Here is a 24,629-nt window from a genome sequence, read left to right on the forward strand (position 1 = left end):
CTCACACCACTTCTCGGGAGAAACAACGGTGGGTTGGAACAAGCTGATTTCGATCGGGCTGCTCCTGTGGTATCTGGCTGTGTCCGTCTGGATGGCGCAGGCGCCGGTGGATCCGCAGTTCTGGTTGCTCGCGAGCATTCTGCCGGCGCTGTTCGTCGTGCTGTTGATTGTGACCCATCGGTACCTTCCCTTGTCGCATACCTCCCATGCGCTCATTACGGCCTTTCTCACGCTCCACACGATCGGCGTGCATTACACCTACGCCGAGGTACCTGTCGGAGTATGGATGGACCAGGTGCTACATCTCGGGCGGAATCACTTCGACCGGATCGTGCATTTCAGCTTCGGCTTCTTGCTGGCCTATCCGATGGAGGAGCTGTTTCGTCTGAGCGCGAGCATCCAAGGGTGGGTCGTGTACTATCTTCCCGTGATGACGGTTCTTGGACTGAGCGGACTCTGGGAAATCATCGAATCGTGGGTGGCGCGCGCCGTGCATCCGGAATTGGGGGTGACGTATTTAGGTTCGCAGGGAGATATCTGGGATGCGCAGAAGGACATGGCGGCCGCGCTCTACGGCTCGTTGTTGTGCATGACGCTGCTCCTGGTGGTGCGCGCCCTGCGAGGGGCGGAGTCGGCGCTGGAATCCGAGGCGGCGCTTTCCGAGTAGACGGCATGGCATGGGTGTGAGGGCGAGGGATCAGAGCGGAGTGAGGCCGAACGATCGCCCGATCGTGACGGGGCTGCTCATCACCTATGCGCTGTTCTGGATCGGTCTGGCCATTGCACCGGTGGATAGGCAGGATTGGTTCCTGGAGAATCTGCTCGCGGTCGCCCTCGTGGCCGTGCTCGTCCTGACCTATCGGCGGTTCGCATTTTCCCTCCCTTCCTATTGTCTGATCCTGGCGTTTCTGCTGCTCCACGCGATCGGCGCCCATTACACCTATTCTGAAGTTCCCTTCGGGTTTTGGCTGAAAGATGCGCTGGCGTTGAGTCGAAACCCGTTCGATCGCCTCGTGCATTTTGCCTATGGGTTGCTCCTGGTCTACCCGCTGCGCGAAGTGCTCATGCGTCTGGCCGGCGTGCGGGGGATGTGGGTGAGTTATCTGGCGATCAGCGGGATTCTGGCGCAGAGCGGATTCTTCGAAGTGATCGAGGCGATCGTCGCAATGATCGTCAGCCCTGAACTCGGCAGTCTGTATCTGGGGACGCAAGGCGACGAATGGGATGCGCAGAAGGATATGGCGGCCGCGTTTTTCGGTGCGCTTCTGACCATCACCGGCACGATATTCCTGCCTCGGGATGAACGGCTCTCTACCTAACCCGGACTCTTCATGAATCCCTGCTTCGGCGTTCGATTCTGTCTCCCGGCGAGGCTGTTCTCGTTCGGCCTCCTCGACGGACTACCAGTACGCCTGCGTCGGCCTCACGTGCGAGCAGCCTCGGCGGGCTTCCGTCTCGAACGTCTCGCGACGGTATTCATGAATAGTCCAGGTTAACGGAATCACTCGGGTGATTCTGTTATGATCCGGAGCAGATGTGGGTCAACGATACTGCTCGGGCTCATGACGGAGGGCGCCATGAATAGTCCACGACTCGATCTGCCGCCCAGGACTCCCGCACCCGCCTCCCACTGCCTCCATGGCCGTCTCGTTGATCGCGTCCTCACGGACTCAGGCGAAGAAACCGGCACCGTTCGCTGTTTGGAGTGCGGCGCAATCATTCCCGCTCCGATTCCTGCATCGGCGCGGTAAGTGTTTCCTCGCTGGCTTCAGCGCAGGAAGTCGTCATATCCTCTCATTCTGCGCGACTTCCTGCCGTTTCCCGGCCCTGCTCAAGGACATCCCTCGTTCCGCCAGCCTGGTCATTGTTACGGCCAATAATTGGCGCGTGCTTTGACGTAGCCGAAAACGATATCCCGCCGCGCGACCATGCCGATGAGCTTCTGGTCCTTTACGACCGGGAGCCGGATCAGGTGCCGTTCCTGGAGGACATGAATCAGGTTCATCAGCGGCATGTCTTCGGTGGTGGTGATGACGTCGCGGGTCATGATCTCCGAGACGGATACTTCGCGAAGATCCCTCCCCTGCTCGACGGCTTTCAGCAGGTCGAATTCGGTCACCAGCCCTCGCAAGGTACCATCCGTTTCAGTGACCGGGACACTCCCGAAATTGTGCTCGCTCAAGAGTTCTGCCACGACCATGGCGCTGGATGCCGGGCTGACCGTGACGACGGCATCCTCCATGATCTGACGGACGATGAGTGTTTTGGGGTCGCAGGCGTGGACGAAATATTCTGTGGCTCTCATAGGACCCTCCTTCCGTTCCACGGTGGAGTGAAGTGACAGGACTCTATGATTCAGGTGAAAGTTCCCCGCTTCGCAGGAGAGCAAGCTTAGTGCCACTCCCTGTCTCTTCAAACCCACCAAGGCGGGAGAGGAATGAATCGCTTCGATCCTGGAGGCTGTGCGCGAACTGTTTGAAAGCATGGCAGTCCTGTCGGAAATGCGCGGGTGGCGAGCGATACCAGGTGGAAAGACCGTTGCGTTCATCTTGGTCGGCAGGCAGGCGTTGTGGATATTTGCGCCAGCGTTCAGCACCGGTGCTGCGGAAATTCTCCGCAGTCGTAGCCGGCACTGAAGCCTCCGTCGACCTCTGAAGCCCCTGTGTTGTGCTGATCGCGACGGGAGGAATGGTGGCACGCCTGTTGCGCCTGATGGGGGCGAGGTCTGAACAGCAAACCGACGCCTGTTGGAGGAACATGATGAGCGTCGCACGGAACATCGTTGTGCTGGTTGTGTTTATCGGAGGATGGTCGGTGGCTGCCTGTGCCCCGCCGACTCCGAAAGTTACCCCATCGGTTGCGCCACCCATGATCGAGCGGGAACCGGTTGCGCCGGTTCGTCAGCAGGACCAGCCGTTCCATCCGATGGTGTAGGACGGTCTAGGGTTCGATCGAGGTGCCATGGGTAAATTCATTACCATCATTCAGGGCCATCCCGATGCGCAGACTCGACATTTCTGCCATGCCTTGGCGGACGAATATGCCAAGGGTTGCGAAGACGGCGGGCATGAAGTGCGACGTATCGAGGTGGCCCGGCTGGAGTTCCCTTTGTTGCGGACGAAAGACGAGTTTGAAAAGGGCACGCCGCCCGATTCGATCAAGCAGGCTCAGGATGCCATCCGGTGGGCGGATCATCTCGTCATCGTCTATCCGCTCTGGTTGGGGTCGATGCCGGCGCTCCTCAAAGCGTTTCTCGAACAGGTCTTTCGTCCCGGCGTGGCCTTTGAGTATCAAGCGCAGGGGAAAATGGCGAAGCAACTCTTCACGGGGAAGTCGGCTCGCATCGTGGTGACCATGGGTATGCCGGCATTGGTGTACCGATGGTTTTTTCTGGCTCACAGCGTGAAGAGTCTCGAACGGAACATTCTCGGCTTCTGCGGGATCAAGCCGACGAGAGCCACCTTGATCGGTCAGGTGGAAGGCATGAATGAGCGCCAACGGGCGAGCTGGTTGGACGAGATGAGGGGCTTGGGCGACGTGGGGAAGTGAGCCTGCCCCGTTGATCTTCCGGGTTCGGGCTTGTGTCCAGGAGGGAGGAGGATTCATGTCGCGGATCAAAGAACTCAGAGCGTCGATCGAGAAAAAAATGGATGCGCTGGAACAGCAGGCGCTGGCGCTGGAAGCCCAGCTCACGCAGGGCAAGGATCAGGCGATCCAGCGGCTGGAAGAGGGTAAACAACAGTTGCGCGACGTGGTTGCGTCGGTGCAGGCGGACCTGAAACGGTCGACGGGCGTGGCCGACCATGTCAGGACGGAGGTGCAGGCCAAACTCGAGCACCTCCAGGTGCAGTTGGCGCTGGGCAAGGCAGACGCGCGTGATGTATACGAAGAACAGCGAGCCAAGATTTTCAAAGCTCTGAGCGAGTTTGAGACCATGGCCGATCAGAAACTGACTGGAGCCGCATTGGACTCGGGGCGGCTTTGGGAAGAACTGGTGGGACGGTCCAATAGGCTCGAAGCCGAGTTCGAGGCGCTCACACATCGGTTGTCGGTGGAGAGCAGACAGCAACTCACGATCGTCGAGGCAACCAAGCAAGAGCTCCTGCAGAAATTGCGCGCCTATCGTGACGATCTGCGGGTGAAGCGGCAGATGGTGCGTGCCCGGGCCGATACGTTTGACATCGACTTGCGGGACGGGTTGGAGCAGATCAAGACGGCATTTCGCCGGTTGTTTGGGTAATCGACCCTCTCCATGAGCGTTCCCTGCGCCCTTTGGGGCTTGAACCCTGTGCGCCTTCCCATCAAGATATCGTGGCGCATGATCGGTCACACGGCTCTCGCTGTGCGGCGGGTCCTGCCATGTGAAGCGAACGATCTTGGGAGGTGACGATGGTTCAGCCTGATTGTGCCGGACGGACGCGCGGCGCGCGCCTGTTGCGTGGGTTGTCGATACTCCTGCTGTGCGTCGGGGTGCTGCCCGGCTGCCAGACGGTCGGGTCGTTCAACGTGAATACCGTATTGGATCTTCACGATGCGGACGTGGGTGACGGCGTCTGCGACGCCAATGTGTCGCAAGGCGGCGCGCAATGTTCTTTGCGGGCGGCGATCGAAGAGGCCAACGCCTTTGCGCCCGGGAGCCGGATCGGAATCACGTTCTCAGTCTCCGGCGACTTTGAACTGAGTCTGCCTGCCGGTCACGAGGGTGCCGGGAATAGTTTATTCATCGCGGGCGGGCGTTTCGTGGACCTGTTTGCGGGGAACAATCCGGCCGATCACATCATCCGGCCGGCCCGCGCGCAGACGTCGCGCCTGTTCACGATCGATGGCGCCCTGGTTCGCCTGTCCGGCGTGACGCTGGCTCAGGGTGGAGTCGGCGACACCGACGGTCACGGCGGGGCGATATCGGTCGAAGGGGTCGCGCCCCGGGTGGAGATCGTGAATGCTGTGATTGAACATAACAGCGCCTCGTGGAGGGGCGGCGGCATCTATGCTGAAGGTGGCGGCAACTCGTCGCTCGTCATTACGGACAGTCTGATCCGTAATAACGAGGCCGGTGGTGGAGGGCAGGGGGGCGGCGGGGGCATCTGGGCGCAGGTTGGATTTTTTGCGCTCAACCGCTCGACTGTCTCGGAAACGATCGACGGCGGGCAGGGAGGCGGGCTGCTCCTCTCGGTCGACGAAGCGGAGATCGTCCAGTCAGCCATTACACAGAACCGCGGCGGGAACGGCGCCGGAATCAAGGTCGACCAGGGAACGGTGCGGATCGGACGGAGCACCATCAGCCAGAATGTTGCGGCCAACACGGGCGGCGGGATTGCAGTGGTGAATGGAGACGTGACGCTCCGGGATGTCACGCTGGCGGGCAATCAAGCAGCGGCGAACGCAGGTGGATTCTGGAGAGCTGCGAATGCCGGCGGGGTGGTGCGTCTGCGCAACACCATCTTAGCCGGGAACACAAGTCCCGCTCACCGTGACTGCGACGGGGCGATCACCTCCGACGGTTTCAATCTGATCGGCACAACCGGCGGCTGTGACATGGACGCGCAGGGAACCGATCTCACCGGCAGCGACGAACACCCGCGTGATCCTCAATTAAGCGGGAGTCTCTCTCTGAATGGCGGCACTACGGATAATCTGTTGCCCTTGGAGGGGAGCGTCGTCATCGATGCCGGGGGTAGCTGTGCAGTTGCGGACCAACGTGGTCGCCCGCGCCCCGTCAATGGCGATGGGCAAGACGGAGCGCAGTGTGATATCGGCGCAGTAGAGTGGCAACCCGGCATCGGGCCCGGCGGCGGTGAAGGGGGAGGCGCCGTGGGAGGTGCGGGCCGGGGCCGCAGGTGAGGTGCCCCAGGCCCCGACGGTGGCATGAGAACGCGCATCGCGTTAGGGATTGTGCAGCAGTTTCCGGCACTCGGCTAGGAGATAGATCGGTCGCGTGTCCTTTCCTTTTTTATCCGGATTGTGGCCGATGGCCATGCCGGTCAACACCATGGTCGGGGGGCACATCCAATCGTAGGTGAGCATTTTGACGAGTGGAATCCCCGGTGGATAACTGGGAATGATATCGGTCTCTCGAAAGTAGTTCTTGCTGGAATTGGGTGGATCAGACCGTTCGCCGTTCTCGATGGCTACGGCAGGGCCGTGCAGGAAACGAAAACCGGAGAGTGCCTGCCTCGTGTTCGGAGAGTTTTCGTACTCCTTGATGCCGTAGAAGATTTCGATATCCGATCCGCTGACCTCGTACAATGTTCCTTCGCGCTCGTAGTTGAACAGGAAGTCGGTCTTCTCAGCAGGAGAAGCCAGTTTCCCGTCGGCCCCCAGATCTCTGCAGGAAAACCGGAACGATTGCCATGTCCGATTGTTGATTTCCTTGATCGACGCTCCCGAGACCACCCCGTTCCGGAAGAGATCCAGGCAAGAGATGAACTTGCTCTCGACCACCGGGTTCGTGTGGTTCTCGAGATCGTTGCAAGCCACCCAGTGTGACCCGACGAACATTACTTTGATTTTATGCGGGACACAGCCCGCTACTACGAAGGTGCGACCGTCGTTGGAGGTGTATTGCTTGTCCTTGGCGTCCAGCGGAGTCTTGTCGATGTAGTACCCGGTTTCCTGATGGATCGTGGCGGTCACATCCGATCCGGTCTTGGCCCAGAAGCCGTCGGCGAGCACGATCCCCTCATGATGCTCGTAAAACGCGCCGGCGCCGGCAGCCACGGTCTCCTTTATCGTGAGGTCAGTCGCGCCGCACACCGAGGCCAGTCCGATAGACGCCAGTGTCATTGAGACGGAGGTCAGCAGCGATCGATCCATGGCATCTCCTCTCTGTGCCGTCCGCGGGCGCTCAGTGTCCGTCCTTGCGGGAGTGTGAAAGGTCGCGTGTCTGCTCCACTCGCGCGAGTTGTTGTTGCAGCGACTCAATGGTCTTGTGTTGCTCGATCAGATGCAGGGTCAGCTCCTCAATCTTGCGTAAGAGCCTGGCTTGCATGGCGCCAAGGCCGATGCCCTGCTGCTCCGCTTCAACGGCGCTGGGCATATCCGGCAGGTGGCGATGGATCTTGATGAAGCCCTCGACCTCAGGGAGGGTCTTGAGCTGATAGTCGGGCTGAAACACGTAGTCTGCCCAGTCTTTGATCTGTCTGATCCGCACTTCTTCAGCCAGGATCTTTCCGCCCACCGCAAGCTGGTAGCCCGTGGGAAGCCGTTCAGTGAGATTGTTGACGCCGACGGCGATCCCGCGCCCAACGGCAAGGTCGTAGACCCCGTCCGGCACCAGGTCGGTTCTGCTGGCGGCGCCGCCCAGATACACTCGCTTGGTATCGGCCTGCAGGACTGTGGCCGTGGCGTCTCTGAAGGTCGAGCGAAGGCTCAGCAGAATCTCCTCATCGCCCGACAGGGGTCGTTGGAGTTCAAGAAGGGGTTTCTTGCCTCCGCCCGCCGGCGGCTCGAAACCCAGGGCGACGCTTCCCGGTCGCCAGACGTTTCCGGTTGGATTCTGCGCGCCGCTCCATTGCTGGGCGTAGCCGGCGTTGTTCAGCGACCCGAGCAGCAGTAGAGTGGCACAGATCGTTTTCAGATAACTATACGTAGCCATGCGGAACCTCCTCCATGAGTCGAATGTCGCGGACTGGCGCGTCGTGACCGAATGACGTCCAGGGTGGTAGCAAAGATCCTGCCGCATGGCTTTAGTGTACGGATTCTCCGTTTTATGTACGTAATACACGGTGTATGGACGGTGAATGTCGCTGAGACCTGTATCTCTCTCGATACGCTTCGTGCAGAAGAGATACGCCGGAGCCGGTCCGCCCTGCCGTCTGGTTGACAGCGCCCGCGTCCCCGCGTAGCCTCTTTTTATTTCTTCAATCATTGAAAGGACAGCAAACATGGCCACGCGGCATCTCGCTCCAGATCGGATCATGCAACTGGGGTTCGGCTTTTGGGGATCGAAGACCTTGCTGAGCGCCGTCGAACTGGGACTGTTTACGGAACTCGCCAAACGGTCGCTCGATGCCAAGGCGCTTGCGAAGCGGCTGGAGCTGCATCCGCGAAGCGCGAGGGACTTTTTCGACGCATTGGTCGCTCTCGGGATGCTGAAGCGGGTGGGGACGCGTTATGCCAATACCTCTGAGACCGCGCTTTTTCTGGATCGCGCCAAACCGTCCTATGTCGGGGGCATACTCGAAATGGCCAACGTCAGGCTGTATCCGTTCTGGGGATCGCTCACGGAAGGGCTCCGGACCGGGAAGCCGCAGAATGAGGTGAAGACGGGAGAAGATTTCTTCGGCACGTTGTATGCGGATCCGCAGCGGCTGGAAGGATTTCTCAAAGCTATGACCGGGCTCAGTCAGGGCACGGCGCGGGCCATCGCGGCCAAGTTCCCGTGGGCGCGGCATCGTTCCTTCGTCGATATCGGCTGCGCGCAGGGTGGTGTGGCGGCGGAGATCGCGCTGGCCCACAAGCATCTGTCGGGACAGGGGATGGATCTTCCGGTCGTGCGTCCGATCTTCGAGGCCTATGCGAAGTCCAGGAAGCTGGAGAAGCGGCTCGCGTTTCATGCGGGAGATTTCTTCAACGATGCGCTCCCGAAGGCCGATGTCCTCATCATGGGACACATCCTCCATGACTGGGATCTCAACGAGAAGATGATGCTGTTGCGCAAAGCCTACGCCGCGTTGCCCGCGGGCGGAGCGTTGATCGTCCATGAAGCGCTGATCGACGATGCCCGCAAACAGAATGCGTTCGGATTGTTGATGAGCCTGAACATGCTGATCGAAACGCCCGGCGGATTCGATTTCACCGGCGCGGATTGCATTCAGTGGATGAAGAAGGCCGGCTTCAAGCGAACCAAGGTGGAAAAACTGGCGGGGCCGGATTCAATGGTGATCGCGATCAAATGATGAAGCGAGGGTTCGGTGGGAAGTCGTGTGCGCGCGGCGAGTTTCTCCGTGCCGACGCCTTGACAAGCGGGAACCGAGAAGCGTAGCTTCACCCCGTTTCAACATACCAAGAGGCCAAAGAGCGTTCCGCTCCAGAGCCCGAACGACCCGTTGTTGGGTGGTTCGGGCTTTTTTATTGTCCATAGCCATGGGCGACGCAGTCCCATGCATGTCGGTGAGGTCTTCTATGTCTCGACAGCACGTTCTCCGTTATTTCCTGCTGCTTGCCGGTTGGTCGGCGCTGCTTGTTCCTGTGAGTGATAGCCATGCGGAGTATGAAGTCATCGACGTGTCGGACGGAGGCACGATTAAGGGGCAAGCCATCTGGAAAGGGGCGATCCCCGACGTTCCGCCGCTGAAGGTCTTTGCCGATCTGGACACCTGCGGGACGCAGGTGCCCTCGCCGGTTCTCCGGATCGATCCGGCCACGAACGGAGTCCAAGACGTGCTCGTGTATCTCGAGCGGGTCGAGCGGGGAAAAACGGCCGAGACAGCATACCGGCTCCCGATGGGTGCCCATAGGGGGGAGACCACGGCGCGACCCTGTCAGTTTCAGCACTCTGTGTTTCCGTTTGTCCGTACGACCGCCGTTGCACTGATCAATCGTGAGCCGGTGCTCCACAATCCGCACTTCTTCAGCGACAAACAGGCCAGCCTCTTTAACCTCGCGATGCCGACCGCGGACCGGGAATTGACGACGACGTTGCTGCGCGCGCGCGGCGTCGGGCTGCGGCTGCAATGTGACGTGCACGTCCATATGAACGCTTGGGCAGCGGCGTTCGACCATCCCTATTTCACCGTGACCGATGAGCATGGACGCTTCGAAATCAGCGGTGTTCCATCGGGCTCCTACACGTTGGTCGCCTGGCATTCCGGCTACAACATCGTGAAGTTCGCCTCCTTCCGTCCGGTTTACGACGAGCCTCATGTTGTCCGGCACACGGTGACGATCACGCCGAAAGAGCAGGTGGAGCATCGGTTTGAGTTTCCTGTCCGATCGGTGGAGGTCGATTGGAAGATCGCCGGCGGGGCAGATGAACATCCACCGGAATAATCGATGGCTGAAACAGCTGGCCGGTGACGCCGGCCGGACCGCGGGTCGTACGGTTCGTAGAGGGGGGTACTGATTCGATGCAGACATCAAGGTTACGTGCAAGGACCGCAATCGTGATGGTCATTGCCCTCATCGCGCTGATGAGTTATGAACTGAGTGGGCTGGTTCCGCGGGCCGATGCGATTCCCGCCTTCGCACGCAAATACGATTTCAAATGCAACGTCTGCCACGTGCCGGGTTTTCCGAAACTGAACGACTTCGGCAATCTGTTCAGGGACCGTGGCTACCAGTTGGGGTCGGATGCGGACTCGCCCGTCCATGAAGGGATCGGCATGGGCTATTGGCCGGTCTCGCTGCGGACGACCGTGGGGTATCAGGCCGCGAATGTGCGAACGGACGGAAGCGGGGTGACGACAGGCGGCTTCGGGTTTACCGGACTGGACCTGCTGAGTTTCGGCACGCTGGACCGCAATCTCGCATTCGGCGTCGTGTTCACGCCGGGGCTAGGCAGCGCAGGGTTCGGGACGGGGGCGTCGGACGGTGACCTGGAGAGCGCGTTCGTCCGCCTCATGAGGCTCGAACGGTTCGTAGGGGTGAAGAGCGCGAGCGGCGATTACCTGTTGAACCTCAAGGTCGGGAAATTCGAACTCGACCTGCCGTTCAGCGAAAAGCGCAGCCCGACTCTGAACACCACCTTTGCGATGTACCATTACATGCCGGGAACGCCCTACACGGCGACCATCGGCGGCACCTCTACCAGTTCGTACCTCAATCCCAATACCTTTGCCATCGGGGAGAATCAGCCCGGTGCGGAACTCTCCGGTATCAAGAAGACCTCGATGACCGACGGCTACTTCCGCTACTCTTTCTCCGCATTGGCCACAAACACGTTTTCCGGCCCGCTGAGTGGTTGTCCGTCAGGCACCACCTGTGGAACGGGTGGAAAGAACGTCAATTTTTACGGCCACGTCACCCAATCGTTCGGCGGGTATGGCATCGTGACCGGCCAACGAATCGGTCTCTTCGGTGCCTACGGGACGGCACCGACGCTGGTCAATCCCACCTGTCCGACTTGCCAGGCCGTGGCGGGCAGCGGGCAGCCGTTCAGCCGTTTCGGCGTGGATGTCAGTCTGACGTTGAACGGAGAGTGGAACCTCTTTGGCGCGTGGATGATGGGAAACGACAGCAAGAATATGTTCGTCTCGCAAGGCATTGCGGATGCGCAGAATGCATCATGGAACGGCGCCTTTGTCGAACTCGATTATGCGCCCGCCCTGCTCCCCCTGCTGAATATGCCGGACTGGTTTTTTGCCTACCGGTATGATCTCATTCGTAACAACCGGCAGGGCGATCCGACATTCGCCAAGAACTATAACAACGTCGATTCACATACGTTTCTGGTGCGGTACTTCATCCATCATTCCACCAGGACCGACCTGGCGCTGCATGCCGAGTACAATACCTACCGTACGACCGGTGTCGGCGCCAACGGCGGCGATCTCCTGGGGCAAACGATGCTGATCGGATTCGACTTTGCCTACTGAGCGCAGAGCCGGGGAAGGACGGCGATTTTCAGGATGAAGAAGCGGGTCTTTCGATGGCGAGGTGCCGCCGCTGTGTTGGCCGGATGCCTGGCTTTGGTCGGCTGTTCGACTGTGGGGCCAGGCATGGGAAAGACCTGCTTCTCGTGCGACGAGCAGCGATTGGTGAGACTTGTGCCACTTGCACACATCTCGGGGGCTGATCAGGGTGGGAGGTTCCGGCATCCGTTGGATTTGACACTTGCGGAGTGGGAGGCAACGGCACGAAGTGTGATGGTACGTAGTGTTCACAGTCCCTTGCTCGGGCCATCGTACCAGGGAGCCACAGAGCCGCTGTTTCTCGACGAAGAGGTCCGCTATCTGGGAGCTTCGCTGCAACAAGCGTTTCAGCAGGCAACGGCGCAAGAACAGGTCGTCTTTGCCTTGGCGAGGCCGTCGGAGGCGGGGTTGGACCAGTTGACCTCCGGAGCCTGGTTTGTCGAGGCGGGGCGAATCCATCTACGGTTGGCCAATTGCCGGGTCGCCGTGACTATCCCCTCGATCAGGAGGCAGATCTGGAAAGATCCGTTGTTTGCGCAAACCGGAACGTTCTACGAAATGGTGCCGGGTGAGCGGCAGGCCTTGGTGACCCCTTCACGGGCCGGAGGCAATCCCTTTCGTCCGGAGCCGGTCGAACTCGCGATCGATTATCACGGCACGACCGGAGAGGAGGCGCCGGCTTCTTCGGGCAGTGCTTTCCCGTCGGCTCCAGTCCGGTTGTTGGAGGAGCAGCTTGGCTTGCTGAAGCGCCTTCGTGAGCAGGGCGTGATTACGGAGGAAGAGTACCGATCGAAGAAACAACAACTCCTGGATCGTCTGTAAGTGTGGGTATCTTTCCTGCCGGACTGAAGAGACTGGGGTGGGTGGCAGGAGAGAAACCTGATTTGTCCCTCGCTCTTCGGCTAAGATGCGGGGAATGAATGCCCATGCGAAAGGAATCTCATGAGCATGCCCTCCACTCCGGCCTCTCCTCGCTGGTCTCTTCCAAAACAGGATGACTGGTCGACTCCCTTTGCCGAGGTCTTGCTGGAGCAGCTGGATCTGCGTCCGGGCCTGACGATTCTTGATATCGCGTCGGGACACGGCATTCCGGCCTTCTATCTGGCGGAGCAGGTCGGTGAGGCCGGCACCGTGGTCGGTATCGATGCCAGCCGTAGCCAGGTCGCGAGTGCGCGCGCCGTTCAGCGGGGTGAGCTTCCCTGGCTGCGGTTCGAATGTCAGGATATGCGTGCCATGCCTGCATCGCTCCCCGCCTTTCAACGTATCACCGGCAATCTCTCCGTCATGTTTCTGCGCCCGAACCGCTTTGAGGCGATGCGCGGATTGCTCGACCATCTGGAACCGGGCGGTCAGGTGGTGTTGACGTTCCCTTCCCTCGGCACGTTCGACTCCATCTGGTGCCGGATCGATCAGGAAATGGGGCGATACGGACTTGTCATCGAGCGGGAACGATTGGCGGCCCACGTGGCGGAGCGGCCTTCGGCGGCAGAGGCGCGTGGATGGCTGGAGCGGCTTGAACTGGAGCGAATCGTCGTCGTCGAGCAGCCGTTGGAGGTTGTCAGCGAGGCTGGTCAACGGTTTCTCCGGCATCCGCTCCTCCGAGGCGGCTTTCTCGACGATGCCTATGAATGTTTCGACGATCAGCGGCTGGCGGAGGAGGTGATGACGTGCGTCTCACTGGATCTGGAGAGTATGACTCCGTTGATCGCCCAGCGATGTGTGCTGGCCGGCTGGAAACGGGTTTAGCCGAACGAATGCTGCTGAGTCACGCGCCCTGCGGCCGCTGATCGCTGGGGTAGCGGCTGTGGAGTTTGACCGGCGCCGCTCGCTTTTTTCGCATGCGAATGTTGAGCATTTCGACCGTGACGGAGAAGGCCATGGAGAAGTAAATATAGCCTTTCGGCACGTGCACGTCGAACCCTTCGACCATCAAGGTCACACCCACGAGAATTAGAAACGAGAGAGCCAGAATTTTGATCGTGGGGTGTTCATCCACAAAATCCCCGATGGCTTTGGCTGCCATCAACATCACTACCACGGCGAGAATGATGGCGACTGCCATGATCGAGACATGTTCGACCAAGCCGACCGCCGTAATCACCGAATCCAACGAAAAGACGATATCCAGGAGCGCGATCTGAACGAGCACCATCCCCAGGCTGGCAGCGGCGGCCGGGGTCTCGCCGCCCTCGATCCCCTCCAGGCTGTTGTGGATTTCGTGCGTGGCCTTGGCCATGAGGAACAGGCCGCCGCCGACCAGAATCAGATCCCGCCCGGACACGCCGTGGCCCAAGATCGTCACCCAGGGATGGGTGAGTCCCATGACCCAGGAGATGGAAAACAAGAGTCCCAGGCGCGCCATCATGGCCAGGCCTAAGCCCACTCGGCGTGCGACGGCGCGTTGATGCTCGGGGAGCCGTCCGACGAGGACGGAGAGAAAGATAATGTTGTCGATCCCCAGCACGATTTCCAGCGCGGTCAAGGTTCCCAGGGCGATCCATATTTCCGGATTGGCAAGCCAGTCCAACATCAGCGGCTCCATTCGTGAAAGAGAGGGCGAGCGGGTCGCTCTATCATGCGAGGATGTGTAGCATACGATACGTATCGAGGAAGTCTACCGTTCCAGGCGGGTCTGCGCAATGAAAACCAGTCGATAGGCGGTGTGGCACGAACGAATGGATCGACCGCGGAGGTGGCTGAGGGAACGGCGTTCCGTCTGGAAGAGTCGGAGGCGTGCCGGCTAGATTGGCCGTTCGGGACGGGAAGCGCGGTGTTGAAGCGTTTCGAGAAACAGCAGGTTCAGGTCCTGGGTCATCAGGTTGACGTGGGTCTTGAGCAGTCCCAGCATCTCGCCGCGATGACGCAGCTCGTTGATTCGATAGATCCCGCCTCTGCCGAAATACAGGCCGGTCAGCCGTTGTTCTTCTTTCGAGCCCGGTTTCCCCAGACGGGTGCGCCAGGTCCCGATGATATTGTCTCGACGGCTCCGTTTGCCGTTCGGGCGGACCGGCCCGTTCAGATACTGCCAGACCGGCTGCGGGAACTGCCGGCTGATGGTTCCGCCTTGCCACACGTCTGCCATGAGATTCCGCCCGTGCTTGAACTCATAGGCCTGGTCGCCGCCCAACGCGGCCACGCCGAACCCCAACGCGGCCACGCTTCCGGACAGATCGATCAGGCCGGAGAGCATCTCCGACCCCAGCAGCAGGAACGTTCCCGCAAAGACACCGGAAATGGAGTCGGCCAGAATGGCCATGATGGTCCGTCCCTGCTGGATGTCGTTTCGGACTTCCTCAAGCTGCGACGCCAGATCCTCGGTCCTTGCCTTCTCGCATTCCAATTCGGCGGCGATGCTGTTGGCTTCGAAGAGCGCGAGGAGCAGGCGATCGGACAATTCCTGTCGTACCGCCAGGGAGTGTAGCAACGCGCCTTCCATTCCTCCCGCCATCTCACCTGCCAGCAATTGGGATTCCACGAGGAGGTCATGGACGCCGATGATGACGGCGATTTCCCTTGCCCGTGGTGAGAACCGTGAAGGGGTGACGGGTTCGGTGCGCGAGGATTTCGTGAGGCCGTCGATTCGATAGGTTGCGCCCGTGGCCGGCAGGGTCACGACTTGGGTCGGCGCACTGGTCGTGGGAACGCAATGGCTTTCGGTGATGTCGTCATCGTCATCGCCTGCCCGGACATGAAATCCGCCGGCGCAGCCCTGCATCAGCGTGAGCAGCAGGCAGCAAGCGAGGATGCCGGGATGGGTTCGATATGACTGAGCTGTGTCCGCCGGCACGGTAGCCATTCGCGTCATGAACGGTGTCTGCCGAAAGGGAGGTCAATCGGGACGCACGCATGCAATCAGCACTGCGCCTGCCTGCCCGGGACCCTCTGTGTTCCGGCAACAGGACATGAGCTCCCGCGCGGATAGGTTCTCTCCCGGCCTGAAGGACGCAGATATCCTGTCATCGACGGTACCGGAGAAAAATGAAGCGGGCATGAAGGGCGGATGAACGGTTGATGAATCCGGCACCGGACCGGACGGCGCAGATCTCGATGGCGGCAGGACCGGGCAGGGCTGAGCGATGACGGAGCACGTCCGCAGATAAGAGCGTATGGCCTAAAATCGAGAGTGGGCGTCTCTACTCTCAGCTATACGCCACCAGCCATACGCTCTGACCCCGACGAGATACGCCTCACGATTCACGCTTCACGGATGTCGAGCACACCGCTGGCGGACTTTTTCCGCATCAGTCATGACCCTGTTAAGTGGTCGATTCCCGCTTTAAAAAGTCCGGGCGATCCCGGATGGCGACCATCTTCACCAGGTCGCGGATCGACAGGACTCCGACGACCTTCTCATGTTCCGTGACAGCCAGGTGGCGGATTCGTTTCGCGGACATCCGTTCACTGGCATCGCGGATGGTGCGATTGATGTCGATGTCGAGCAACGGCGAATTCATGAGCGCACCGACCCGTAGGGCCTGCGGATCGAGTTGGTAGGCCAGCAGCTTGCGCACCAGGTCGCCCTCGGTGATGATGCCCACAAGCTCATCGGCTTCCATGACGAACAGCGCCCCGATGCGTTTGTCCGCCATGCGTTGCGCCGCTTCGAGGGCGGTTTCGTCGCTGCCGATGGTTTCGATGGCAGTTTTCATCAGGACACTCAACGGGCGGTAGACATTGGTGAGCGCCTGCACCGGCCCGCCGTCTGCATCGACGAAGTGCCTCACCAGGTCGCGTATAGAGATGATGCCGAGCACATCCGTGCCTTCGGTCACCACGAGGTGCCGCACGTTTTTACTTTGCATCAAATGACTGGCATCGACCATCGGACGAGTCGGCGCAATCGTGATGAGCGGACTGCTCATGATGTCCGCCATGCTGGTTCGAGAGGGCACGCGGCCCGGCGCCAGCACCTTGGCGACGAGATCGGTTTCGGTGACGATTCCCGCAATCCGGCAATCGTTGTGCGGACGATCGAAGCATTCGATCAGCACAGAACCGACGCTTCGCGTCCGCATTTGGGTGGCGACGGTCACGACGGAGGTATCCTGCGGGACCACCTCCAATTGGCGGTGCATATAGTCACTGACGTGCTGGCCCGATACGGTCGTCATAAAAGCTCCTTTTCTTCAACATGAATGTCGCTGGTTGGCATTGCGAACGTGCACGATTGTCTCTCATCGGTCTCAATCGATCCAGGCATACGTCACGTCCCACGGTCGGGTTGCAGAGAGAGTTGAGCGCCCATTCGCCCGCGGACGAATTTCTGAAGTTCGTCTGCCAGGAGCAAGCCGATGGCCCCGAGCGCCAGCGGTCCGAAGATCCAGGCCGGCAGCGAGGCGGTGCCCAAGACCAGATGTCCGACAGGGCTGTAGGTCATGACGAGCAGGATGGTCAGTTCGACGGCGACACCTCCCAGGATCAAGGGATTGCTGAACCAGCCGAGCCGGAACGCCGAGATGCGGTCGGAGCGGCAGGCAAAGACATTTGCGACCTGTGCCGCCACGATCCCGGCGAACGTGACCGTGGTCGCTTCCTTGTATAACGAAGAATTCCAATCGAGCGGATCTCCCCAACTCCAGCCGTAGCTTGTCAGATAGAGAAAAAACCCTCCCATGGCAATGCCGGCTTCGATCAATCCCAGAAAGGCGTAGGCTCTCAGGAGCACATCTCGGCTGAGGAGTCGTTCGGTGCGGGGTCGCGGGGGATCGTCCATCACCCCGCCCTCCGGCGGTTCTGCGGCCAGGGCCAGTGCCGGGACCATGTCGGTTCCCAAATCGACGGCCAGAATTTGCGGGATCGTGAGGGCGAGCGGCATCGACGAGAGTCCGAAGCCCAGATACGGCACGATTTCCGGGACGTTGCTGGCCAACACATACGTGACGAACTTGCGAATATTGGTATAGACGGCCCGTCCTTCTTCGATGGCATGGACAATGGTGGCAAAATTGTCGTCGAGCAGAATCATGGAAGCCGTCTCTTTGGCCACATCCGTTCCGGCAATCCCCATGGCGATGCCGATGTCGGCAGTTTTCAATGCCGGCGCGTCATTGACCCCGTCGCCCGTCACGGCGACTACTTCGCGCATTTCCTTGAGTGCCGAGACGATGCGCATTTTATGCCGGGGCGCCATGCGGGCAAAGATCGGATCCGGTTCGCCGGGAGTGGTCGGGGTGAGCAGTCGGCGCAGCTGATCGTCGCTGAATGTGTCGATGTGCGCCCCTTCGATGACCGGGACGAAATGGCCCGGCGGCGTGGCTATCGTTTCCGGAGCCAGCCCGACCCTGCGCGCGACGGCCAATGCCGTCAAGGGATGGTCGCCGGTAATCATCATGACGCGGACCCCGGCCCGCCGGCATTTTTTGATCGCGTCCGGCACTTCACGGTGTGGCGGGTCCATCATGGCGACGAGTCCGAGAAACGTCAGTCCCTGCTCGACCGTGTCGGCCTCCAATTGCTCCACCCCGCGTTCGACTTCCCGCATGGCCACGGCCAGCACCCGGTAGGCCTGCTGAGCAAAGGCCTGACTCTGGGCCAGCACCTTTTTGCGTCCATCGACCGTGAGTTCGGCCGGTGTCGCTGATCCCTGCTGCCTGGTGCACAACGGCAGGACCGATTCCGGCGCGCCTTTGGTGAAGGCGAGCAGCCGACCTTCGCTCCAGTGCAGCGTCGTCATTCGTTTACGATCGGCATCGAAGGGGATTTCGCCCATGCGCCGGAGCGGCGGGCGATGGAGGAGTCCGTGGTCCGCAGCAAAGTCCAGCAGGGCCGTCTCAGTGGGATCGCCGGTGGTGCGGCTACGCCCGTCCGGGTGCCGCGTGCGTTTGGCGTTGTTGCAATGAACGATGGCGTCGAACAGGGGACGCCATCGTTCCGATTCGGGGGCGGTAATGAGACGATTCCTGGTGAACAAACAGCCTTCTCGCGATTCGACGACGAGGTCATCCACGTAGAGCCTGTCGAGCCGCATCCGGTTTTCCGTTAATGTCCCGGTCTTGTCGGTGCAGATCACGGTCGTGCACCCCAGTGTTTCAACGGACGCGAGGTGTTTGATGAGCGCTTTGCGCGTAGCCATGCGCTGACTGCCGATCGCGAGTGCGAGGGTGACGGTCGGCAGGAGTCCTTCGGGCACATTGGCGACGATGATGCCGATGCCGAAAATCGCGCTGGTCCAGAAGCTCAATCCCATCCCGAGGCCGATGATGAAAAAGACCAGCCCCATCAGGAAGGAGAGTGCGGCGACGACATGCGTCACCTTCACGATCTCCTGTTGGAGCGGGCTCAACCCGGTGTGTACCGTTGTCGTGAGATGCGCGATTTTTCCGAATTCGGTGTTGAGCCCGGTGGCAAAGACGACTCCCTGACCATGGCCGGAAAGGACCGTGGTTCCGGCGAAAGCCAGATTCGCAATGTCGAGCGGATGGCCGTCGGTGATGGGATCGGCCGACCGTCGCTGCGGTTTCGATTCGCCGGTGAGCGAGGAGTTATCGACGCGCATGCCGACGGCTTCGGTGAGTCTCGCATCGGCGGGAATCTGTTCGCCTTCTTCCAGCACGAGCACATCGCCCGGTACCAGTTCGCTGCGGGCGATCTGTTGCTGTTGCCCGTCGCGAAGGACCCAGGCTTGGGCCGGCAGCATGCTGCGTAACGCCTGAACCGCGCGTTCGGCCTTGTACTCCTGCAGAAAGGCGAAAATGGCATTGATCAGAATCACGCCGAGGATGGCCCACCCCAATGTCGCCATGCCTTCGCCGGAGTGGAGGGCGTCGGCGAGGAACGCCAGGCCGGCCGCCAGGCACAGGAGCAGCGCCAGGAAATGCGTGAATTGACGCGCAAAGCGGCTGATGAGCGGCATCCCGCGCAACGCCTGCAGACTATTCGGCCCGTACCGGAGGGTTCGTCGCCGGACGTCGTCCGACGAGAGGCCCTGCGGGGTGGTGGCGAGCGCGCGATACACCTGGCTCGGAGCCAGGCGGCAGACTTCTAGCGCAGTCAGTTCAGGCACGCCATCCTCGTACGATGAGCACCGAACAGGGAGCATATTTCAGCAGCGTTTCCGAAACGCTGCCCAATTGAAGCCGTTCGGATCCCGTCAAGCCTCGTGAGCCTGCCACGAGCAGATCCACCTTGTTTGACGCGACCTGCTGGATGATCGTGTCGGTCACATGATCGACCTTCACCTGCGTCGTGACGGCGCAACCTTCGGCCAGGAACCGATCGCGTAACTGCTCTACGACCTGTTCGGCGGCCTGACGTTTCGGGACCGCGATCTGCTCCACCTGGTCCTTCGACAGGTACTTGGCCGCCAGTTCCGTCAGGGCCGGTTCGACGACCGACAGTACCGTGACGTGCGCGGACTCCGGAAGAAGGCGCTGGCAGAGAAAGCGACAGGCGCCTTGGGAGTGTTTCGAGGCATCCGCCGCAAAGAGCACGTGGGAGAGGGTTGTGAGCGGCCGCTTGACCACCAGTACCGGGCAGGCAGCCAAGGCGCTGACTTTACGGGACACACTGCCCAGGAGGTAATGTTCTGCGTCGCTCAGGCCGCGCGAGCCGAGGACAAGCAGATCGGTTTTTTTCTGCTTGGCCAGCTTCGTGATGGTATCGGCTACGCGGCCATGGGCGAGGATCGTGTCGATGGCCGTGCGAGGCTTCGTGGTGGCCTGCTTCAAGGCGATTTTCGCCAGACCTTCGAAGCGCCGCAGAATCTGGTCGCCGGCCTTCGTCATGGCGGCGATGGCTTGTTTCGAGACAGCCGCGTGTTTACGGGCGGAGGATTTCAGCGATGCGCTGTCCACGACATGAACCAACGTGACGGAGTCGGGCGGGCGGCTGGCGACCGCTTCCAGCATCTGCACGCTCCACTCGGCGAACTCCGATCCATCCACCGCGATCATCATCTTCATGTGTGTTTCTCCCAGGTTGCAGTACCGCTTCGGGATAGGGTTTGCATCGGGTATGCCTGAATGCGGTCTCATCATGAAGCGGTAATTGCGTGCGATGCCAGGCGGTTGGCAGGCTTGCCGGTCGGTCGTGGTGGGCCGTTGCGGCGTTTTGCAGCAGTCGGCGGGACGATATTGGGGTAATTGGCCTCAGTGAGAGGGGAGATCCGACCCACGATGGGTGGGAGGACATGCGTCTGTGCACCTCGGCTGATCGATCGGCGTTCAGGCATCACGATTGCGTGAGAAGGCCGGAGGGAGGGATGCGCAATGTTTGAGAGACGAGTCATTGCGATGATGATCGGGATGGTGGCGTTGGGTCTATGGCTGGCCTGGGTAGAGCCGGTCGCTGCGGGGGTGACGACACGTGTGGTTCCAAGCGGTGATGCGATCGAACTGGAAATCCCAACCGACGCCGGCACGCAGAAAGAAACCCTTCCCCTTTATCAGAGCGGGAAGATCCACTATTTCAGCGCCGGCATCGGTCAGGTCGAGCGTGAAGCGGCGTACCCGCCGTTTCCCTTGAAACTCGTGTTCACAGCAGGCGGGAAGCCGTTCGTGACGGGGGTGGAGGTCGTGCTTCGTCATGGCAAGGGTGCGACGCTGCTGACGGTTCCGCGGGAGCAGGTGACGGGCCCCTGGCTCTTTATCGATCTGCCCGATGGGACGTACGAGGTGGCGGCCACGTTGGGCGGCCAGATACAACAGGTGAAAGGGATTAAAGTCCGGCGAGGACATGTCACTACGCAACATGTTCGCTGGGCCGAAGACCGGAGTCCTGCCCTGCCTGCGCAGGCGGAGTAAGCGGGGGCGTTGCGGACAGCATGGGTAGACAAGGAGGGAGCGGTATGGTGAAGAAGCGGAAAGCCCCGGCGAGACGACCGGCCACGGCAGGACGCAGACGCGCGGCATTCGAAGACCTCACGGTCGGCGACATTGTGAATACGCGCGTCCAAGCCGCGCGTCTCGACATGAAAGGCGACCGCGTGGCGAAGTTGCTGCTGAAAGAGGGCAGTCACGTGCCGGTTGTGGATCAGGCGAAACAGCTCATGGGGGTCGTGAGCGAACATGATCTGTTGTCGGCGCTCGATGAGGGCCAGGCCTGGAGTGCTCAGACGGCTAAGGATCTCATGACCGACAATCCCTACTCGGTGCCGCCGGAAACCAGTCTCTCCACCCTGATACATGTTCTGACGGAGAGCGATCTCATGTCCGTGCCGGTCGTAACTGCGGAGAATCGACTCGTGGGGGTGGTGACGCGTCGTGATGTGGTGCGTGCCGCGCTCGCTCCCAGAACGAAACAACGGGCGAAAGGCCGGTAGGAATTGATCTATTGCATGTGTGGAGAGGGGGCGACCTATGCGCCGTATCGACTTGCTCACTCAAGCCTGTGACCCGAAAACGTTGACGGTCGGCCAGCTCATGCAGGATGCGTTGTTTACCTGTACGGCACGGACGGACGCGCTGACGATCGGTCGGCTGATGACCAAGCAAAATTTCGGCGGCTTGCCTGTCGTGGGAGAGGATGGCTCTCTGGTCGGGCTCGTGACGGAATACGATCTCCTGCAAGCCATGATCGAAGGGCGGGATTTGCGCAAGGTGCTGGCTTCGGAAATCATGACGACGCAGCCCCTGACGGCTCAGGAGAACATGACGTTGGAGGAGGTCGCGAACCTGTTCCAGGATCGGTACGTGACGCGTCTGCCGGTGGTGCGGGGCAAGCAGCTCGTCGGCATCGTTGCCAGGCGGGACTTGTTGCACGGGTATATGAAGGCCTCGGCATATTGGTCCTAGCCCGCATTATTCATGACGGTTCGTCGCGAAAGTGCGGAGTCGCACAGCGAGACGAGCGGCGAGCCCGCCCGCCGACAGGCTGGTCGCAGCTGCGAATCCGCGATTGCAGCAGAAACGCTCATGAATAATGCGGGCTAGGAGCCTGTCCGACATTGACCGTTCGGCTGCGGCAAACGATCCACGATCATCTGCGTCGTTCTCGGCCCGAAAAAATCCTCAACGTATTTCAGCGAATACGCTTCCGGTTTTTCCAGGCCTGCGGCCTCGCATCTGGTCGCGCCTCCTTGGCCTCGCTACGAAGGCCATGTCGGACAGGCTCCTAGCATGATGCCGGAACAGGCTGTGACCTGAGATTGTCCTTTCCGATCCCTCCCGGAGAGCCAAACTCCTGTCCTTAACCGGTGTGCCGGCGTTGTGTCACGGGAGAGAACAGGGTTCCGATGATCGCGAGCAGAGCGAAGCACGCGCCCGCGTAGAATGTGAATGCCGCGCCGAGTCGATCCCATAAGAATCCTGCGAGGAGGCTGGCGATGAGCATGGCGAGCCCGCAGGCCAGGTTGAAGCAGCCGTAGGCTGTCCCGCGCAGATCGATCGGTGCCACGTCTGCGACCATGGTGGCCAGCAGGCCTTGTGTCATCCCCATGTGAATGCCCCACAGCGCCACGCCTGCCAGAATCACGCTCCAATGATCGTTCATGGCCAGGACCAGATCGGCCGCAACCAGCACCAGCAGACCGAGCGCGAGCAGTGTCCGGTGGTGCATCCTGTCGGAGAGCTTGCCGAATGGATAGGCGGAGGACGCATACACCAGGTTCATGGCGACCATAACGAGGGGAATGAAGGCGATGGGAATACCGCTTTGTTGTGCGCGCAGGACGAGAAAGGCTTCGCTAAAGCGCGCCAGCGTAAACACGGAGCCGATCCCCACGACCCGCCAATAGGCCGACCCCAAGCGCGCGAAATTGTCCCGGGTGATCGGATTGGCCCTTTGTGGCGTCTGGCGGGACTCAGGCTCCTGTATGCCGAACAGCAGCAGCGCGACGGCCATCATGCCCGGCACGACGGCCACCCAGAAGACCGCACGAAAATCATCGGCCCAGAGCAGCATCAATCCGACCGCGAGCAGGGGGCCGAGAAAGGCCCCCACCGTATCGAGCGATTGCCGCAAGCCGAACGCTGCGCCACGGAGATGCGCCGGCGCAATGTCCGCCACTAACGCATCGCGAGGCGCGCCTCGCACGCCTTTTCCCACTCGATCCAGCAAGCGTGCGGTCAACAATGTGTCGATGTCCGGCGCGATCGCGAAGAGCGGTTTGGTCAACGCGCCTACGGCATAGCCGAATAGGGCCAGCCCCTTCCGTCTACCAAGATAGTCGCTCAATGTCCCGGAAAAGACTTTGACCACGAGTGCCAGGGACTCGGCCAAACCCTCCACTATGCCGACCGCGATCGTGCCGGCGCCAAGTGTCGTGACCATGAACAAGGGCAGCAGGCTGTGAATCATTTCCGAGGAAATGTCCATCAGTAGGCTGACGAAGCCCAGTATCCAGATGCCGGAGGGCATCCGGCGAAGTGAATGGGACGGAGATGTGTCCATCACGGCCGACAAGTCGAGGCGATGAGACGGCTACCGGGCGTTCTGCTACCTGCCGGATTATAGGGAAGCTACTCCGAGCTGTCATGTCACACTCACCAGGTCTGGGAAGACGTGATCAGTTCCTGCCCCTGTCTCCAGTCGTAACGCACAGCATCGGTGAGCCGGCCCGTTTCATCGCGGTCGACCCACATCTCCCACTGTCCATCCTGATTGGCGTCGTACCAGTAAAACAATGGAACCAAGGCGACATCGGGTTCCTCGGACGCAGGGTCGTCATAGGCAATTCCCAGGATGTGTCGAGCCGTACGGTAGTCCACCTGGCCGTTGCCTCGAAGCGAGTAGTCGCGAAAGAGCAAGCCGATGATCGTGTCGGACGATTGCGCGACTAACAACTCTTCACCTGGCTCATTGGGAAGTGACGAATCGGCGTGAGAAGTACTCGGCCAGGCCGGACACAATGTCAGCACGGCGGACAGGCATATCGTCAGTATCGTCCTGTTCATGGGATCCCTCCCTTCACTCGCATGAGCGGTCGAGACGAGCATGACTCTGCATACTCAATCTTTGCGCTGCTCACGGAAGTAGGCCCCTGGATACCTACCTAGTTAGGGACGGCTTAAACCCTAAGTGTGAAGTAGGCAAGGTGGCTCGTCTGCGCACGGATCAACGATCTATGTAGTTGATATGACAGCGAGCCTCTGCCATCAGACCGATCGATGTGCAGCCGTCAGT

The 24,629-nt window shown here is 60.5% G+C and carries 25 protein-coding genes; 15 read left to right on the forward strand and 10 right to left on the reverse strand.

All coding sequences use genetic code 11. The features are described from left to right. Window positions 1–28: 28 nt before the first annotated feature. The 3 genes from H8K11_11825 (at window position 29) to H8K11_11835 (ending at window position 1,751) form a co-directional block, all read left to right on the forward strand. Complete coding sequence (locus H8K11_11825) at window positions 29–667, forward strand: DUF2238 domain-containing protein (GenBank protein ID MCS6264434.1); 639 nt, start codon at window positions 29–31, stop codon at window positions 665–667. A 10-nt stretch (window positions 668–677) separates the two neighbouring features. Beyond that, complete coding sequence (locus H8K11_11830; GenBank protein ID MCS6264435.1) at window positions 678–1,319, forward strand: DUF2238 domain-containing protein; 642 nt, start codon at window positions 678–680, stop codon at window positions 1,317–1,319. Window positions 1,320–1,577: 258 nt separating this feature from the next. Beyond that, window positions 1,578–1,751, forward strand: coding sequence for a hypothetical protein (locus tag H8K11_11835; GenBank protein MCS6264436.1), 174 nt, complete (start codon window positions 1,578–1,580; stop codon window positions 1,749–1,751). A 116-nt stretch (window positions 1,752–1,867) separates the two neighbouring features. Here H8K11_11835 and H8K11_11840 read toward each other — a convergent pair whose 3' ends face one another. Next, entirely contained in the window at window positions 1,868–2,305 is a 438-nt protein-coding gene (locus H8K11_11840) for a CBS domain-containing protein (protein MCS6264437.1), read from the reverse strand. A gap of 452 nt (window positions 2,306–2,757) precedes the next feature. Between H8K11_11840 and H8K11_11845 the strand changes: the two genes are divergently transcribed. The 4 genes from H8K11_11845 to H8K11_11860 all read left to right on the forward strand — a co-directional run bounded on the left by H8K11_11845 (window position 2,758) and on the right by H8K11_11860 (window position 5,841). Then, on the forward strand, window positions 2,758–2,934 hold the full coding sequence (locus H8K11_11845; GenBank protein ID MCS6264438.1) for a hypothetical protein: 177 nt from the start codon (window positions 2,758–2,760) through the stop codon (window positions 2,932–2,934). A gap of 27 nt (window positions 2,935–2,961) precedes the next feature. Continuing rightward, window positions 2,962–3,549: an NAD(P)H-dependent oxidoreductase gene (locus tag H8K11_11850; protein ID MCS6264439.1), complete on the forward strand. Its 588-nt coding sequence runs from the start codon at window positions 2,962–2,964 to the stop codon at window positions 3,547–3,549. Window positions 3,550–3,604: 55 nt separating this feature from the next. Then, window positions 3,605–4,240: a hypothetical protein gene (locus H8K11_11855; GenBank protein ID MCS6264440.1), complete on the forward strand. Its 636-nt coding sequence runs from the start codon at window positions 3,605–3,607 to the stop codon at window positions 4,238–4,240. A 149-nt stretch (window positions 4,241–4,389) separates the two neighbouring features. Further along, entirely contained in the window at window positions 4,390–5,841 is a 1,452-nt protein-coding gene (locus tag H8K11_11860; protein ID MCS6264441.1) for a hypothetical protein, read from the forward strand. 42 nt (window positions 5,842–5,883) lie between these two features. Here the strand turns inward: H8K11_11860 and H8K11_11865 are convergent, their stop codons facing one another. Then, complete coding sequence (locus H8K11_11865) at window positions 5,884–6,813, reverse strand: hypothetical protein (protein MCS6264442.1); 930 nt, start codon at window positions 6,811–6,813, stop codon at window positions 5,884–5,886. A 31-nt stretch (window positions 6,814–6,844) separates the two neighbouring features. Beyond that, a complete protein-coding gene (locus H8K11_11870; protein MCS6264443.1) occupies window positions 6,845–7,594 on the reverse strand; it encodes a hypothetical protein in 750 nt (249 codons plus the stop codon). 289 nt (window positions 7,595–7,883) lie between these two features. Here H8K11_11870 and H8K11_11875 point away from each other — a divergent pair, with 289 nt between their 5' ends. From H8K11_11875 to H8K11_11895, 5 genes are all read left to right on the forward strand, one after another. Next, window positions 7,884–8,897: a methyltransferase gene (locus tag H8K11_11875; GenBank protein MCS6264444.1), complete on the forward strand. Its 1,014-nt coding sequence runs from the start codon at window positions 7,884–7,886 to the stop codon at window positions 8,895–8,897. Between the two features lie 226 nt (window positions 8,898–9,123). After that, entirely contained in the window at window positions 9,124–9,990 is an 867-nt protein-coding gene (locus H8K11_11880) for a hypothetical protein (GenBank protein MCS6264445.1), read from the forward strand. A gap of 113 nt (window positions 9,991–10,103) precedes the next feature. After that, window positions 10,104–11,534 carry a hypothetical protein gene (locus tag H8K11_11885; GenBank protein ID MCS6264446.1) on the forward strand — a complete coding sequence of 477 codons (1,431 nt, stop codon included), beginning with the start codon at window positions 10,104–10,106 and terminating at the stop codon, window positions 11,532–11,534. A 594-nt stretch (window positions 11,535–12,128) separates the two neighbouring features. Beyond that, window positions 12,129–12,392, forward strand: coding sequence for an SHOCT domain-containing protein (locus H8K11_11890; GenBank protein MCS6264447.1), 264 nt, complete (start codon window positions 12,129–12,131; stop codon window positions 12,390–12,392). 126 nt (window positions 12,393–12,518) lie between these two features. Next, entirely contained in the window at window positions 12,519–13,316 is a 798-nt protein-coding gene (locus H8K11_11895) for a class I SAM-dependent methyltransferase (protein ID MCS6264448.1), read from the forward strand. A gap of 19 nt (window positions 13,317–13,335) precedes the next feature. Here H8K11_11895 and H8K11_11900 read toward each other — a convergent pair whose 3' ends face one another. The 5 genes from H8K11_11900 to H8K11_11920 all read right to left on the reverse strand — a co-directional run bounded on the left by H8K11_11900 (window position 13,336) and on the right by H8K11_11920 (window position 20,470). Next, entirely contained in the window at window positions 13,336–14,100 is a 765-nt protein-coding gene (locus tag H8K11_11900) for a TerC family protein (GenBank protein ID MCS6264449.1), read from the reverse strand. Window positions 14,101–14,310: 210 nt separating this feature from the next. Further along, complete coding sequence (locus H8K11_11905) at window positions 14,311–15,375, reverse strand: hypothetical protein (protein ID MCS6264450.1); 1,065 nt, start codon at window positions 15,373–15,375, stop codon at window positions 14,311–14,313. 451 nt (window positions 15,376–15,826) lie between these two features. After that, window positions 15,827–16,681, reverse strand: a complete 855-nt coding sequence (locus tag H8K11_11910) for a CBS domain-containing protein (protein MCS6264451.1) — start codon at window positions 16,679–16,681, stop codon at window positions 15,827–15,829. 92 nt (window positions 16,682–16,773) lie between these two features. Continuing rightward, window positions 16,774–19,572, reverse strand: coding sequence for a cation-transporting P-type ATPase (locus H8K11_11915; protein MCS6264452.1), 2,799 nt, complete (start codon window positions 19,570–19,572; stop codon window positions 16,774–16,776). Then, the gene (locus H8K11_11920) at window positions 19,565–20,470 is read right to left on the reverse strand and encodes a universal stress protein (protein MCS6264453.1); all 906 of its coding nucleotides are present in this window, start codon (window positions 20,468–20,470) and stop codon (window positions 19,565–19,567) included. Before H8K11_11920 ends, H8K11_11915 begins: the two co-directional genes overlap by 8 nt. A gap of 306 nt (window positions 20,471–20,776) precedes the next feature. Here H8K11_11920 and H8K11_11925 point away from each other — a divergent pair, with 306 nt between their 5' ends. From H8K11_11925 to H8K11_11935, 3 genes are read left to right on the forward strand one after another with little or no spacing between them, the layout of a single operon-like run. After that, entirely contained in the window at window positions 20,777–21,310 is a 534-nt protein-coding gene (locus H8K11_11925) for a hypothetical protein (GenBank protein MCS6264454.1), read from the forward strand. 44 nt (window positions 21,311–21,354) lie between these two features. Further along, complete coding sequence (locus H8K11_11930; GenBank protein ID MCS6264455.1) at window positions 21,355–21,828, forward strand: CBS domain-containing protein; 474 nt, start codon at window positions 21,355–21,357, stop codon at window positions 21,826–21,828. A gap of 37 nt (window positions 21,829–21,865) precedes the next feature. Further along, window positions 21,866–22,300, forward strand: a complete 435-nt coding sequence (locus tag H8K11_11935; GenBank protein ID MCS6264456.1) for a CBS domain-containing protein — start codon at window positions 21,866–21,868, stop codon at window positions 22,298–22,300. 394 nt (window positions 22,301–22,694) lie between these two features. On the opposite strand, the gene H8K11_11940 is transcribed toward H8K11_11935, so the two are convergent. After that, window positions 22,695–23,897: an MFS transporter gene (locus H8K11_11940; GenBank protein MCS6264457.1), complete on the reverse strand. Its 1,203-nt coding sequence runs from the start codon at window positions 23,895–23,897 to the stop codon at window positions 22,695–22,697. Window positions 23,898–23,989: 92 nt separating this feature from the next. Beyond that, window positions 23,990–24,400: a hypothetical protein gene (locus H8K11_11945; protein MCS6264458.1), complete on the reverse strand. Its 411-nt coding sequence runs from the start codon at window positions 24,398–24,400 to the stop codon at window positions 23,990–23,992. Window positions 24,401–24,629: the final 229 nt, after the last annotated feature.

This window comes from Nitrospira sp., assembly GCA_024998565.1.
Lineage (GTDB): Bacteria > Nitrospirota > Nitrospiria > Nitrospirales > Nitrospiraceae > Nitrospira_A.